Below are 12,800 nucleotides of genomic sequence, written 5' to 3' on the forward strand. Positions count from 1 at the left end.
CCTGCCCCAGTCCGTGGAGGTGGTGTTCGTCCGAGTTCTGCGCACACACATCGATCAGGCCGGTCGACCTACCGTCCGGCTGAGGAACGGAGAGGTGCTTCACGACCACCGAGGCATCGCGCCCGGTGGGGAGCGCGGGTGCGCTCCCCACCGACCCCCCTGCCCGGCTTTCACGCCGGGGGTCTACCTCGGGTTCAACCGCAGCCGCCGCTGGGCATCCACCGGTGCGAGCGGATCTGGTACGTGCCGGACAGGTTGCCGCCGTGCTCCGGTCTGGTGCACCCCGCGCGGTCGCTGTTGTTCGACTTCTTGTAGTAGACGACGCCGATCCCGCCGCCGTTGGCCGTCGACTTCATGTTCATGACCGAGCGGGCGTTCAGCACCGCCGCCCACGAACAGGTGACGCTCCCGCTCGTCCAGTTGGGGTCGTCGACGCTCCACATGCAGCGCGCGCCCACCCCGTTGTACTCGGGCCAGAAGCAGACGTTGTTCCAGTCGCACTCCCACGACGACAACTCCTCGCCGGTCCGGTCGTCCCACGCCGCCACCGCACCGGGTTGTTCCGGCGTGGACACCGCGATCGCCGGTGCCGCCGCGAAGACCAGCGCGAGGACGACGATCAGGGCGTGGAGAAGTGCTCGTGCGCCTTTTCGGGTGTATGTCATGTCCACAGCCTGGTGAACGGCGCCTCGGCGTGCACCAACCTTCGCCGTAAGTCGAAAAACGCTGGTCAGGTACCTGTCGCCGTTGACATCAGCGCTCTACCGAGTGGGCTGATGACGTGCAGCGACCGGTTGGCGTCCCGCCGGGTGGTGACGAGGCCCGCGTCCCGCAGGACGGTGGTGTGCTGACTTACCGCCGCCGGGGACAGGCCGAGCCGACGGGCCAGCTCGCCCGTCGTGTGCATGTCGGCCAACGTGACGAGGACCCGGCCGCGGGTGTGCCCGAGCAGCGCGCCGAGTCGCCTGTCCGCGGGCATGGCGGCGAACGGGCCGTTCGCCGAGGTCATGGTGAGGTCGTGGTCGACCGGGTAGACCAGCACCGGCACGGGGATCGACTTGTCGATCAGCGTCACGGGGTTGTTCCAGCAGAAGTAACTCGGGATCAGCAGCACACCGCGGCCTTCGAGGGGGACGTCCCAGTCGACCGGGTACTCGGCCTCCAGCACGGGGGAGTTCCACCGGAGCGCGGGCCGGAGGCTGTCGAGCACCCCCTCGACACCACCGTCGAGGAACGCGCGGGCGCGCAGCGCGCGGTCCGCGTCGGTGTGCGCCCGCACCACGTCCCAGAAGGGCTCGATGACCCGGTCGTGGTACGAGCGCAACGAGCTCGCCACGTCGTCGAGCACCGCGGGTCTGCCCAGTGCCAGGTCCGCCATCCAACCGGGCAGCCGGCGTTGCCGCGCCAGGAACTCGACCTCGCGCAGCAGCCGGGCGCGCGGTGTCCGCAGCACGGCGTCCAGGCCGTGCTCGAACCCGTCCACCGACTCGACCGGTGTGATGAAGTCGGGGAAGTCCCCACGTCGCGGCACGAGTTGCCTCAGCAAGGGCTCCCCCGTCCGCTTCCGCGGCGTGGCGAGGGCGGGCAGCGCCTGCCCCCGCCACGCCCGGTAGGCCAGGCCCCCGGTTGTCGTGCGCAGCTTGTGGACGCTCATCACCAGCTCCCACATCGGGTCCGGTGCGGGCGCGACCCTCGTCCTGGCCAGGTCCTCGGCCGTGAAGTGCACGCGCAGTACGCCCCGCATGGCCCGCCTCCGCTCACTGGCTCCAGGTGAGGTGCTGCTGGTGGTTCCCGCTCACGCAATCCCACTGCTGGAGCTGGACGCCGTCGGCCTTCGACGAGCGCGGGAGGTCGAGGCACTTGCCCTCGGCGCTCCTGGGACGCAGCTCGTAGTGGTCGATGTCGCCGTCGTGCACGAGGGTCCCCTTCCACGACGTGGCGTTGGAGCACTGCTCCAGCACGACGGCCGCGCCGTTGTCCGTGCTGTGCCCTTGTACGTCCAGGCACATCCCGGTACCGCTGTTGCGGATCTTCGCGAAGCCGCTTCCGTCGCCGTCCCACTCGAAGGACCAGCGCTGGTTGTCGGTGTCGGGATCGCCCGGACGCGCGCAAGCCCATTGCTGGACCTTGTTGGAGGACCGGGCGAGCCCCTTGTGGTTGTCGACGCACTTCCCGGTCGGCTCGAACGTGATCCGGTACGGCTTGGCGGGGGGTTGGACCGGCGGCGCGCTGGGGCGCAGGGTCGCCCGACCGGGCGGACCGGGCGTCGTGGTCGCGGCACCGGTCCGCGGCACCGGCAGTCCACGCGCCATCGCCTTGTTGAAGGCACTCGCCACTGCGTTGATCCGCAACTGGCCGGAGACGGGGTTGTTGGTGTCGGTCAACACGGCCATCTGGTAGTCGTAGTTCCCGCCTCCCGCTCCCCCGTAGATCGCCCCGACGGCGTTGGTGTGGTAGGCGGTCGCGATATCGGACGCCTTCTTCGGCACCCACGGAAGAGGACTGACGGGCCGCCCGCCGAGTTTGTCGTAGCCGATCTTGTTCGCGGTCGTGGCCCCCGCCGGCGCCGCGTTGTGGGTACCCCACCCGTACTTCGTCGCCGCTTCGACCAGCAACTCGAGGACGTGCGTCCTGCGGTTCCTGCCGAGGAACTCCTCGTTCGGCGAGGTCAGGAACTTGAACAGCGCCACCTGGTCGCGCGCGGTGGTCAACGTCGTGCCGAATTCGTTCTCGCCATCGGGCACGGTGCCGCGGAGCCCGATCCTGTCGATGACCTCGCCCAGGTACGGGACCCGGTGCTCGTCGTCGTGGTGGACGATCCTCCACAGTTCGGCGGCGGCACCGGTGGAAGCGTTGCCGTACGGGCCGCCACCAGCCGTGCTGGTGATCATCGTCCGCATCTTCGCAGCCGTGTCCGGGTCGACCGGGCGAAGTTCCTCCTGGGCCTTCCACTCCAGTGCGACCGCGATGAGGACCTTGACGATGCTGGCGGTTTTGAACTGCCTGTCGGCGTTGTAGTAGCACGTGGTCCCGGATGACCGGTCGTGGAAGCCGATCGCGAGCCGCGAGCGCGACAGGACCGGCACCGGCGAGTACAGGTCGCTGCCGGCGACGGCCAAGGTCATGGTTTTCTCGAGTGATTCTTCGACTGCGGGGCCGCTGTCCGAACTGCACTGCCCCGATGGAGGGATTCCGACTTGCGGCACCCGGGCGTGTGAAGGTGTCGCAAGCGCTCCCAACAGGGCCGCGGCGGTTGCCGGGACGGCGATCCGCGCACGTAATCGGTGGTTGATCATCAATTCCCCCTGGAACGGCATCTGCGGATGAACGTTCTCCCTTGGGCATCAACACGTAGCGCGTGCTCACCCGGTTCGACAGGGGGTGGGTCCGGTCCGGGCGCGAGCCTCGTCAGGCGGCGACGGCCCGGCCCACCGGGAAGCGCACGCCGGTGAGGTCTTCCGAGATGGTCCAGAGGCGTTGCTGCGCGGTCAGGTCGTAGGACGCGGGGCTGGAGGTGACCGGCGTCGGGTAGCCGCGTCCCCCGGCCAACCCGTCGGGGCCGTAGTACTGCCCGCCGAGGACGGAGGGGTCGGTGGCGGCCCGCAGGGTGGGCAGCGCGCCCGCCGACGCGGGTTGGCCGACCACGGGGGCGAGCCAGGTGATGAGCCTGCGGGTGACCGCCGGGGCGTTGCGGGCCAGGTCGGTGCCGGAGATGCCGGGGTGCGCGGCCACGGCGGTGGTGGTGCCGTGCGCGGCGAGCCTGCGTTGCAGCTCGTAGCTGAACATCAGGTTGGCGAGCTTCGACTGGCCGTATGCGGCGACCCGGCTGTAGGAGCGCTCCCACTGCAGGTCGTCGAAGTGGATGGCCGCGCGGATGCGGTGGCCGGTGCTGCTGACCGTGACCACCCTGGAGCCGGGCACGGGCAGCAGCAGGTCGAGCAGCAGCCCGGTGAGCGCGAAGTGGCCCAGGTGGTTGGTGCCGAACTGCACCTCGAAGCCGTCGCGGGTGGTCTGCTTCGGGGTGTACATCACGCCCGCGTTGTTGATCAGCAGGTCGATCCGCGGGTGGGTGGCGCGCAGGCCGGCCGCGGCGGCGCGCACCGAGTCCAGCGAGGTCAGGTCCAGTTCCCGCACGGAGACGTCGCCGTCGATCCGGGCGGCGGCCCGCTCGCCCTTCTCCGGGTCGCGCACGGCCAGCACGACCGAGGCCCCGCGTTCGGCGAGCCGCCGGGCGGTCTCGAAGCCCAGTCCGGTGTTGGCGCCGGTGACCACGGCCACCCGGCCCTGCTGGGACGGGATCTGCTGCTCGGTCCACTTCATCCGGACTCCTAATGTACCGTCGGTAACTTACCGTTCGGACGGTAATGTACCGCCGGTACACTGTCAAGGGACCGCCGGTACCGCAGCTAGGCTCGGCCCCATGACGTTCCAGCGGGCGCGCAGCGAGGAGCAGCGGGAGATCCGGCGCCGGGCGATCCTGGAGACGACCTCGGCGATGCTCGACGAGATGCCGGTGGCGCAGGTGACCCTCAACGAGCTGAGCCGACGGGTCGGCCTGGCCAAGACGGCGGTGCTGCGCTACTTCGAGTCCCGCGAGGCCGTGCTGCTCGACCTGATGGACCACCGCACGACGACCTGGCTGGCCGGGCTGGAGCGGGAACTGGCCCGCGGTGTCGACCCGGCCCGGTCCGCGCTGGAACGGGCGGAGCAGGCCGCCGACGTGCTCAGCCGCTCGCTCGCCGCCCAGACGGTGCTCTGCGACCTCTTCGGCGCGCAGGGCGGGGTCCTGGAGCACAACGTCTCGGTCGAGGTGGTCCGCCGGCACAAGCGGGCCTCACTGGCCAACCTCGCGGCGATGACCGACCTCGTCCGGCGGCACCTGCCCGAGGTCGGCGACCGCGCGGAGCTGTTCTGCCTGAACACCCTGATCACGGCCGGCGCGCTGTCCTCCTACACCTCGCCGCCGCCGAGCCTGCTCGCCGTCTACGAGTCCGAGCCGGCGCTCGCGGTGCACCACGTCGACCTGCGGACCGCCCTGCGGACCGCGATCACCACGTCGCTGGTGGGCCTGCTGCCGCGCCCCTGACCCCGGAGCACGGCAACACCCGCGTCGCCGAGGAACACCCAACGGGCGCGGTCGCGCCGCTTCACCGGCAGCCGGCAGCCGGTCGGAGTCGTGCCGCTCGAAAAGTCATCGTCGCAGGTCACCGGTCGCAACAGGCCGCGCACGGACTTGCCTGCCCAAGCGATCGGCATGGTCGTACCGCGGAACGGCCGGCGAGCGGTGCCGTGAACGAGGTCGTGGTCGACGCAGTCGCCCCGAGGTGTCCGGTCAGCAGGTGGGGGCGGAGGGGGAGCCGGCGCGGCGTTCGAGCATGACGGTGTCGCGCCACACGCCGTGGTGCCGGGCGATGCGTTCGCGGACGCCGACGGTGCGGAAGCCGGAGGCGTGGTGCAGGGCGATGCTGGCCCGGTTCTCGGGGAAGATCGCGGTCTGCAGCGTCCACAGGCCGCCCTCGTCTGCGGCGGTGACCTGCTTGTGCAGCAACGACTTGCCCACGCCCCGGCCGCGCACGCCGTCGCCGACGTAGACGGAGGTCTCGGCGACGCCGGAGTAGCACTCGCGGGTCGAGACGGGGGTGGCGGCGGCCCAGCCCGCCACCCGGCCGTCGACCTCGGCGACCCAGCGGTGCCCGGGCAGCCACTTGGCCTCCAGCGTGCGGCGGCTGGGGGTCTCGGTCTCGAAGGTGGCGTTGCGGGTGGCGATGCCCTCGCCGTAGATGCGGCGCACGTCGGCCCAGTCGTCGTCGGTCATGGCGCGCACGGTGACGTCGGCGGGCAGGTCGGCCGGGCAGCACGGGCGGGTGACGATGGTGCCCATGACCGCGTCGGCGGCGTGCGGCAGGCCGGTGCAGCAGGCCGGGTTGACCGAGACCAGGGTGGCGGTGCCCTCCTTGCGCAGCCGCACGAACCCGACGTCGGCGAGCTTGCGCAGGTGGTGCGAGCAGGTGGACTGGCTGATGCCCAGCGCCTCGGTCAACGCGCCCACGGTGATCTCGCCGGGCCGCGTGGCGACGGTGTGCAGCAGCCGCACCCTGGTCGGGTCCGCCAGGCAGGCGAACCACTCGGCGTAGGTGGTCGCGTCCTGGAGGTCCAACCCCGCCGCGGGCGCAGTCATCGTCATGCTCCGCAGTCTATCGACCGGAACCGATGGTTGCATCTATCGACTTCGCTCGATACATTCATCTCGTTCGATCGATGAAAACCGATGAAAGAGGTGGGCCGTGAGTGAGCTTCCGGTGGTCGTGGTGGGTGGCGGACCGGTCGGGTTGGCGACGGCGGCCCACCTGCTGGAGCGCGGCGAGCGACCGTTGGTGCTGGAGGCGGGCGCACAGGCCGGCGCGGCGGTGGCCCGGTGGAACCACGTGCGGCTGTTCTCGCGGTGGTCCGAACTCGTCGACCCGGCCGCACGGCGTCTCCTGGACGGCGCGGGCTGGACGGCACCGAAGGGCGAGGAGTACCCCACCGGGGCCGAGTGGGTGTCGGAGTACCTGGTGCCGCTGGCCGGGGCGTTGGGCGGGCACGTGCGGTTCGGCGCCCGCGTCGTCGGGGTGGCCCGTCGCGGCCGGGACCGCGTGGTGGACGCCGGGCGGGACGTCGAGCCGCTGACCGTGCACGTGGAGACCGCCGACGGCGAGGAGCGCATCACCGCCCGCGCGGTCGTGGACGCCTCCGGCACGTGGGGCTCCCCCAACCCGCTGGGCGGCGACGGCCTGCCCGCCGTCGGCGAACGCGCGGCGGCCGACCGGATCACCTACCGCGTCCCGGACGTGGCCGCCGAGGTCGGGCGGTACGCGGGCAGGCGGGTCGCGGTCGCGGGCAGCGGCCACTCGGCGCTCACCGCGCTGGTCGCGCTGGCGGGACTGGCCGAGGAGCACCCCGGCACGCACGTCACGTGGCTGCTGCGCCGCGGCGCGGTCGGCAACGCCTTCGGTGGCGGTGAGGCCGACCAGCTCCCCGCGCGCGGCGCGCTCGGGCTCCAGGCGCGGGAGGCGGTCCGCGCCGGGCACGTCGAGGTCGTGACCGGCTTCCGCACCGCGGCCGTGGAACGCGACGGCGACCGCCTGGCACTGGTCTCGCAGGACGGGCACCGGGTGGAGGCGGTGGACGAGGTCGTGGCGCTGACCGGGTTCCGCCCCGACCACTCGTGGCTGTCCGAGGTCCGGCTCGACCTCGACCCCGTGCTCCAGGCCCCGACGAAGCTCGCCCCGCTGATCGACCCGAACGCGCACTCCTGCGGCACCGTCTACCCGCACGGCGCGGACGAGCTGCGCCACCCCGAGCCGGGCGTCTACCTGGTCGGCATGAAGAGCTACGGCCGCGCGCCGACCTTCCTCGCCCTCACCGGCTACGAGCAGGTCCGCAGCGTCGTCGCCGAGATCGCCGGGGACCACGAGAGCGCGCGCAAGGTCGAACTGGTGCTGCCCAAGACCGGCGTGTGCGGCGGCTCGGGCGTCTTCGACGTGGCCGAGCCGGAGGTGTCCGGGGGTTGCTGCGGCGCACCCGCGGTCGCCGAGCTGACGCCGGCCGCGCCGGGTGCGCGGTCCTGAGGTCCGGCAGCCCGGCGCGATCGAGGGGGCGCCGGGCTGCGCCGCGTCCTGGTGGTGCTGTGCCTGACCCGGGTCACCGGCTGGGGCGTCCTCCACTACGCCTTCCCCGTGCTCGCGCCGTCCATCAGCGCGAGCACGGGCTGTCCGCGGTGACCGCCGGGTTCTCGCTCGGCCTGCTCGTCCCGGCCGCCGTCGGGGTGCCCCTGGGCCGGGTGCCGGACCGGCGCGGGCCCCGCCTCGTCATGACGGCCGGGTCCGCGGTCGCGGTGGCCGCCCCACGAGCAGCACGCCGGCCGGATCGACCACGCGCCGGACGTCGCGGCGGGCGCGTCGTGGAAGTCCGTGCCGCACCGAGCGCGACACAGGTGCGGATCGGCGGTGCTCGTCCTGGCGCTCCTCCGTGACGAAGGGTAGGTGGACCTGGCTGCCGCTCGGCGGTCGTGCCCGTCACCGGCCGCCGGTGGAGCGGAGGAAGCACTCCAGCAACGCCAGTCCCTGCCGGGTGCTGATCTCCGGTGCGAACCCCAGCTCGTCCTTGGCGGCGGTGATGTCGAACCAGTGCGAGGTCGCCAGTTCGGCGGCCAGGAAACGGGTCAGGGGTGGTCCCGACCGGCTGCCCGCGAGCTTCCAGAGCAGTTCCATGATCCCGCCCACCGCGTAGGCCGGGCGCGGGGGCAGGCGGCGGAAGGTGACGGGGAGGCCCGCCGCCCCGACCAGCCCTTCGACCATGGCGCGCAGCGCCACCGGCTCGCCCTGGCTGAGGAAGTACGCCTTCCCGGTCGTCGCGGTCGACGTGGTCAGCCGGCGCAACGCGAGCAGGTGCGCCTCGGCGGCGTTGTCCACGTAGAGGGTGTCGACCTCGTTGTCGCCGTCGCCGATCAACGGCAGCGGTCGGCGGGCGGCGCGCAGGAGGCGCGGCAGGAAGTGCGGGTCACCCGGCCCCCAGATCAGGTGGGGCCGCAGGACGGTGGTGGCCAGCCGGGGTCCCGTGGCGGCCATGACCACCTTCTCCGCCAGCGCCTTGGACCACGGGTACGCGGCCAGGTGCTTCGCGGGGTACGGGGTCGCCTCGTCGGCGCCGGTCAGGTCGGAGCCGCCGAAGACCACGCTGGCGCTGGAGGTGTGCACGAGGACGCCGACGCCGCGGTCGTGACAGGCCTGCACGACGTGCCGCGTCCCGAGGACGTTGACGTCGTGGAACTCCCGTCGAGGGCCCCAGGCGCTCGCCTTCGCCCCGGCGTGGACCACGGCCTGGCAGTCCTCCGCGGCGGCCGACACGGCCGTCGGGTCGCGCAGGTCCCCGCGGTGCTGCTCGACGCCCCACTCGGCCAGTTCGCCGTCGTGGCCGCGCCCGAAGCTGCGCACCGAGTGCCCGTCGAGGAGCAGTCGGCGGCAGATCGCCCGGCCGAGGAACCCGCCGCCGCCGGTGACCAGGGTCCTCATCGCCGCACCGCCCCGCGCACCCGCCGGCGCGCCCACCGCGCCAGCCGGTCCCGGTCGATCTTGGCGTTGTGCCTGATGTCGACGGGGAGGCCGGGGTGGACCAGCACCTCGCGCACCACGTCGCCGCCGCACACCTCGGTCAGCCTCCGGCGCAGGGCGGTCACCACCGCCTTCCCGTCGCCACCCGCCGGGGTGTCGTCGAGTTCCACGCACAGGACGGGGACACCGGCGTCGACCAGGGCGGTGCGGCGCACGCCGGGCACGGCGTCGCAGGCGGGCTCCACGTGTTCGGTGTCGAGGTGCCCCGGTCCCGTCGGCACGCGGTGGGCCTTGCGCCCGGCGAACCACAGCCGTCCCTCCGCGTCCACCCGGCCCAGGTCGCCGGTCCGGTGGACGACCTCGTCACCGTCGCGGACCTTGGCGGCGGCGTTCCCGTCCGGTCTGCCGAAGTAGGCGTGGCTCACGCTGGGACCGGACACGGTGATCTCGCCGATCTCCCCGGGCTCGACGGTCAGGGAGGGCGACCAGCGGGGAACCGGTCCGGCACCGGGCCGGACGATGCGCACCGACAGGTGCGGCAGCGGTCTGCCCAGGCACGTCCCCGCCCCGTTCTCCCTGGCCTGCCTGGTGCCGACCAGGTCGTGCCGGTCGGCGGCGCTGATCGGCAGGCACTCCGTGGCCCCGTAGACGCTGCGGATGCGGGCCTCCCCGGGCACGCAGCGGTCGAGCAGGTCGACCAACCGGGCGGGGATCGGCGCGCCGAACGACGCGACGCAGGTGATGGTGTCCAGCACGACGCGGTGCCGCGCGCAGTGGCGGGCCAGGACCGACAGCAGCGCGGGCGAGCCGAGCAGCACCGAGGCCCGCGTCTCCGCGATGGTGGCGGCCAGCCGGTGCGGGTCCACCTCCGCGGGCTTGCGGAAGTCCATGTCCGGGACCACGACGGTGGCGCCGAGCACCGGCCCGTACAGCGCGAAGGGGGCGAAGCCGGTCACCAGCACGGTCCCGGGCGTCACCCCGAGCGCGTGGCCCGCGTGCGCCACCTGGGAGGCCAGTTGGCGCTGGGTGTACTGCACGGCTTTGGGCGACCCGGTCGAGCCCGAGGTGAAGGCGAGGAGCGCCAGGCCGTCGAGGTCCGGCGCGACCGGCTCCGGCGCGTCGCCGGTGGCCGTGCGGGCGAAGTCGTCCCGCAGGGTGATGCGCGTCGTGTGGCGTCCCCAGCCGAGCAGGCGCCGGGCCGCGTGCGCGACCGCGCCCCCGAGGAACGCCTCCGGCGCGACGTCGTCGAAGCAGCGCTTGAGCCGGCGCAGCGGCAGGCCGGGGTCGAGGAGCACCGGGACGGCCTCCAGCGCGGTGAGGGCGTAGACCGAGCCGATGAGGGTCAGCGGGTCGCGCACCAGCACCGCCGTCCTGGTGCCGCGGCCGATGCCCGCCGCGGCGAACGCGGCGGACGCCCGTCGGTGGAGTTCGCGGAGTTCGGCGAACGTGGTCCGCGGTCGTGCTGCGCGCGGCGAGCGGCAGATCACCGCGTCCTGGTCGGGGTGGACGCCGACCCGGGCGAGGAAGGCCGCGGAGAGGGTGTCGGCCACGCCGAGGTCGGGCACCGGGCCGGGGGTCGGGTCGGGGATCGGTTCGGGGGTCACCACTTCAGCACCATCAGCCCCGCGCTCACACCGCTGGCGACGCCCATCAGGACGACCAGGTCACCGCGGCGCAGCCGGCCGGCCTGCTCGGCCAGGTGCAGCTGGAGCGGGAGGGTGGCGGCGCCGACGTTGCCGTAGCGCGACACCGTGGGGATCACCTTGTCGGTGGAGAGGCCGAGCGCCGCGCACACCTGGCCGGCGAACTCCACCGAGGGCTGGTGCACGCACACCAGGGCCACGTCGGCCGGGCTCAGGTCGAGTTCCTTCCACAGCTCCAGCACCTCACCCGCCATCCTGGCGTCGAACCCGAGCATCAGGTCGCGCGACCGGACGACGCCCTCCCCCACGACGTCGTGGCCCATGCTCTGCTGGACGTAGACGTTCGGCAGCGTGGCGGCGCGCCAGGCCGTCGAGTTCGCCGAGAACCCGGAGGCGATGATGCCCGGTGTGGTCGAGGCTTCCAGCAGCACGGCGGTTCCCAGGTCGGCGATCGAGTACGACGCCAGCGCGTCGAGCAGTTCCGCCCGGTCGCGGATGGTGCGCCTGGTGTGCCGCGAGAGCGTCTCGCCGCAGGCCACCAGCACCCGGCGGCAGCGCGGGTCGGTGCGGATGAGGGCGTCGGCGACCTGGAGGGCGTTGAGCACGCTGTTGCACGCGTTCTTCAGGTCGAACACCGGGCACCTGGCGCCGATCCTGTCGGCGACGACGTGCGCGGTCGCCGGCTCCTCCACGTCCTCGGAGACCGCGGCGAACAGCAGCAGGTCCAGTTCCCCGGCCTCCCAGCCGGCCGCGTCCAGCGCCTTCACCGCCGCCGCGGCCGCCAGGTCGGACGGGTAGCACGACGGCGGGGCGACCACCCGGCTGTGCAGGCCGTACATCTGCGTGAAGGTGCGCGGCGGAACGGTCACCCCGGGGGCCGCCCGGCGTATCGCCGCGATCAGTTCCGCCTCGGTCTCGACGTGCGGTGGAACTTCCACGGCGACGGCACGTACGCGCGCGTAATCGCGTGACATCTATTTCCCTCCCGGTCGTGGGGATCGGTGCGAGCCGTGGTCGGACGAGCGGACGAACCGCAGGATCGCGGGGATCAACTCCTCCCCGGCGTCCTCCAGCACGTAGTGACCGGCTTTCGGGTACAGGTGGACCTCCGCGCCGGGGAAGCGCCGCAACCACTCCTGGAGGATGCGGTCGTCGAACACCGGGTCGCGGGCGCCCCAACCGATGAACAGGGGCAGGCCGGCGGTGGGGTCCTCGTCGGGGCCGAACAATTCCCAGGCGGGGTCGGCCGGTGACAGCGGGATGTCCTGGACGAACCGGACCACCGCCCGGCGGTGCCGGCGGTGCGCGTAGGGCGCGACGTACGCCTCGCGCGCCGCGCGGCCCAGCCCGCGGGTCGTGCCCAGCCGCACCGCCGCCAGGGCGAAGGCGTTGGTGCGGTCGACGAACCGGGCGGCCGGGGGCACGTCCCGGATCAGCCGCAGGAACCACGGCAGGCGGTAGCCCGGCGGCCAGAGGAAGGCGACCGTGTTGAGCGCGACGACGCGCGTGACGAGCCCGGGGTGCCGCCGCGCCCAGGCCAGGCCGATCGGTCCGCCCCAGTCGTGCGCCACCAGGGTCCACCCGTGCCGCGGCGCTCCCCGGGCCTCGACCAGGTGCTCCACCAGCCTGTCCAGGTCCGCCACGCGGCGGGCGGCGCTGTAGGGGTAGGCGGACTCGGCGGGGCGATCGGACCACCCCATGCCGATGTGGTCGGGCACGACGCACCGGTGGTCGTCGCGCAGCGCGGTGACCAGGTGCCGCCAGTGGTAGCTCCACGACGGGTTGCCGTGCAGCATCAGCACCGGCGAGCCCTTCCCCTCGTCCAGGTAGTGCTGCCCGATGCCCTCGTTGTCGAACCAGCGGGAGGTGAACGGGTAGTCCGGGAGCGGTCGGTCCGGCGAGGGGGCGACGCCCCCGGACGTCGCCCCCGCTTCTTCGCGCACTGGTTTTCTGAGCACCCGGCTTCCCATCTTCGACACCGTCTTCGACATTGGTGATTCATCGGGATTGCGCTCGGCGGCCTTTCCCGTTCGAATGTGACCCGGCCGGGACTTCGCGCACAAGC

11 protein-coding genes and 1 pseudogene are annotated in these 12,800 nt (G+C 72.8%); 3 read left to right on the forward strand and 9 right to left on the reverse strand.

All coding sequences use genetic code 11. The features are described from left to right. Nucleotides 1-194: 194 nt before the first annotated feature. The 4 genes from ACR807_RS07150 to ACR807_RS07165 all read right to left on the reverse strand — a co-directional run bounded on the left by ACR807_RS07150 (nt 195) and on the right by ACR807_RS07165 (nt 4,320). Nucleotides 195-665 (reverse strand): hypothetical protein, encoded by a 471-nt coding sequence (locus ACR807_RS07150; RefSeq protein WP_438920418.1) that lies wholly within the window; start codon nt 663-665, stop codon nt 195-197. 65 nt (nt 666-730) lie between these two features. Further along, nucleotides 731-1,744 (reverse strand): ArsR/SmtB family transcription factor, encoded by a 1,014-nt coding sequence (locus ACR807_RS07155; protein WP_438920419.1) that lies wholly within the window; start codon nt 1,742-1,744, stop codon nt 731-733. 13 nt (nt 1,745-1,757) lie between these two features. Further along, the gene (locus ACR807_RS07160) at nt 1,758-3,317 is read right to left on the reverse strand and encodes an RICIN domain-containing protein (RefSeq protein WP_438920420.1); all 1,560 of its coding nucleotides are present in this window, start codon (nt 3,315-3,317) and stop codon (nt 1,758-1,760) included. Between the two features lie 91 nt (nt 3,318-3,408). Next, nucleotides 3,409-4,320 carry an SDR family NAD(P)-dependent oxidoreductase gene (locus ACR807_RS07165; RefSeq protein WP_438920421.1) on the reverse strand — a complete coding sequence of 304 codons (912 nt, stop codon included), beginning with the start codon at nt 4,318-4,320 and terminating at the stop codon, nt 3,409-3,411. Between the two features lie 100 nt (nt 4,321-4,420). Between ACR807_RS07165 and ACR807_RS07170 the strand changes: the two genes are divergently transcribed. After that, on the forward strand, nt 4,421-5,086 hold the full coding sequence (locus tag ACR807_RS07170; protein WP_438920422.1) for a TetR/AcrR family transcriptional regulator: 666 nt from the start codon (nt 4,421-4,423) through the stop codon (nt 5,084-5,086). Between the two features lie 246 nt (nt 5,087-5,332). On the opposite strand, the gene ACR807_RS07175 is transcribed toward ACR807_RS07170, so the two are convergent. Continuing rightward, nucleotides 5,333-6,184 (reverse strand): helix-turn-helix domain-containing GNAT family N-acetyltransferase, encoded by an 852-nt coding sequence (locus ACR807_RS07175; RefSeq protein WP_438920423.1) that lies wholly within the window; start codon nt 6,182-6,184, stop codon nt 5,333-5,335. A gap of 100 nt (nt 6,185-6,284) precedes the next feature. Between ACR807_RS07175 and ACR807_RS07180 the strand changes: the two genes are divergently transcribed. Together ACR807_RS07180 and ACR807_RS07185 are read left to right on the forward strand one after the other, a co-directional pair. After that, nucleotides 6,285-7,610, forward strand: coding sequence for an FAD-dependent oxidoreductase (locus tag ACR807_RS07180; RefSeq protein WP_438920424.1), 1,326 nt, complete (start codon nt 6,285-6,287; stop codon nt 7,608-7,610). A 51-nt stretch (nt 7,611-7,661) separates the two neighbouring features. Then, nucleotides 7,662-7,885 (forward strand): annotated as a pseudogene (locus tag ACR807_RS07185) (MFS transporter); the annotation flags it as partial. Nucleotides 7,886-8,057: 172 nt separating this feature from the next. On the opposite strand, the gene ACR807_RS07190 reads toward ACR807_RS07185, so the two are convergent. From ACR807_RS07190 to ACR807_RS07205, 4 genes are read right to left on the reverse strand one after another with little or no spacing between them, the layout of a single operon-like run. Then, complete coding sequence (locus ACR807_RS07190; protein WP_438920425.1) at nt 8,058-9,053, reverse strand: NAD-dependent epimerase/dehydratase family protein; 996 nt, start codon at nt 9,051-9,053, stop codon at nt 8,058-8,060. Then, nucleotides 9,050-10,696, reverse strand: a complete 1,647-nt coding sequence (locus tag ACR807_RS07195) for an AMP-binding protein (RefSeq protein ID WP_438920426.1) — start codon at nt 10,694-10,696, stop codon at nt 9,050-9,052. The genes ACR807_RS07190 and ACR807_RS07195 overlap by 4 nt, the downstream gene beginning before the upstream one ends. Next, nucleotides 10,693-11,673, reverse strand: a complete 981-nt coding sequence (locus tag ACR807_RS07200) for a 3-oxoacyl-ACP synthase III family protein (RefSeq protein WP_438920427.1) — start codon at nt 11,671-11,673, stop codon at nt 10,693-10,695. The genes ACR807_RS07195 and ACR807_RS07200 overlap by 4 nt, the downstream gene beginning before the upstream one ends. A 36-nt stretch (nt 11,674-11,709) precedes the next feature. After that, a complete protein-coding gene (locus ACR807_RS07205; RefSeq protein WP_438920428.1) occupies nt 11,710-12,693 on the reverse strand; it encodes an alpha/beta fold hydrolase in 984 nt (327 codons plus the stop codon). Nucleotides 12,694-12,800: the final 107 nt, after the last annotated feature.

Origin of the sequence: Saccharothrix sabaoui (genome assembly GCF_051756985.1) — a bacterium.
Classification (GTDB): domain Bacteria; phylum Actinomycetota; class Actinomycetes; order Mycobacteriales; family Pseudonocardiaceae; genus Actinosynnema.

Coding starts and splice junctions, on each gene's coding strand:
- ACR807_RS07150 (WP_438920418.1), bottom strand. CDS start 665: ATGACATACACCCGAAAAGGCGCACGAGCACTTCTCCACGCCCTGATC.
- ACR807_RS07155 (WP_438920419.1), bottom strand. CDS start 1,744: ATGCGGGGCGTACTGCGCGTGCACTTCACGGCCGAGGACCTGGCCAGG.
- ACR807_RS07160 (WP_438920420.1), bottom strand. CDS start 3,317: ATGCCGTTCCAGGGGGAATTGATGATCAACCACCGATTACGTGCGCGG.
- ACR807_RS07165 (WP_438920421.1), bottom strand. CDS start 4,320: ATGAAGTGGACCGAGCAGCAGATCCCGTCCCAGCAGGGCCGGGTGGCC.
- ACR807_RS07170 (WP_438920422.1), top strand. CDS start 4,421: ATGACGTTCCAGCGGGCGCGCAGCGAGGAGCAGCGGGAGATCCGGCGC.
- ACR807_RS07175 (WP_438920423.1), bottom strand. CDS start 6,184: ATGACGATGACTGCGCCCGCGGCGGGGTTGGACCTCCAGGACGCGACC.
- ACR807_RS07190 (WP_438920425.1), bottom strand. CDS start 9,053: ATGAGGACCCTGGTCACCGGCGGCGGCGGGTTCCTCGGCCGGGCGATC.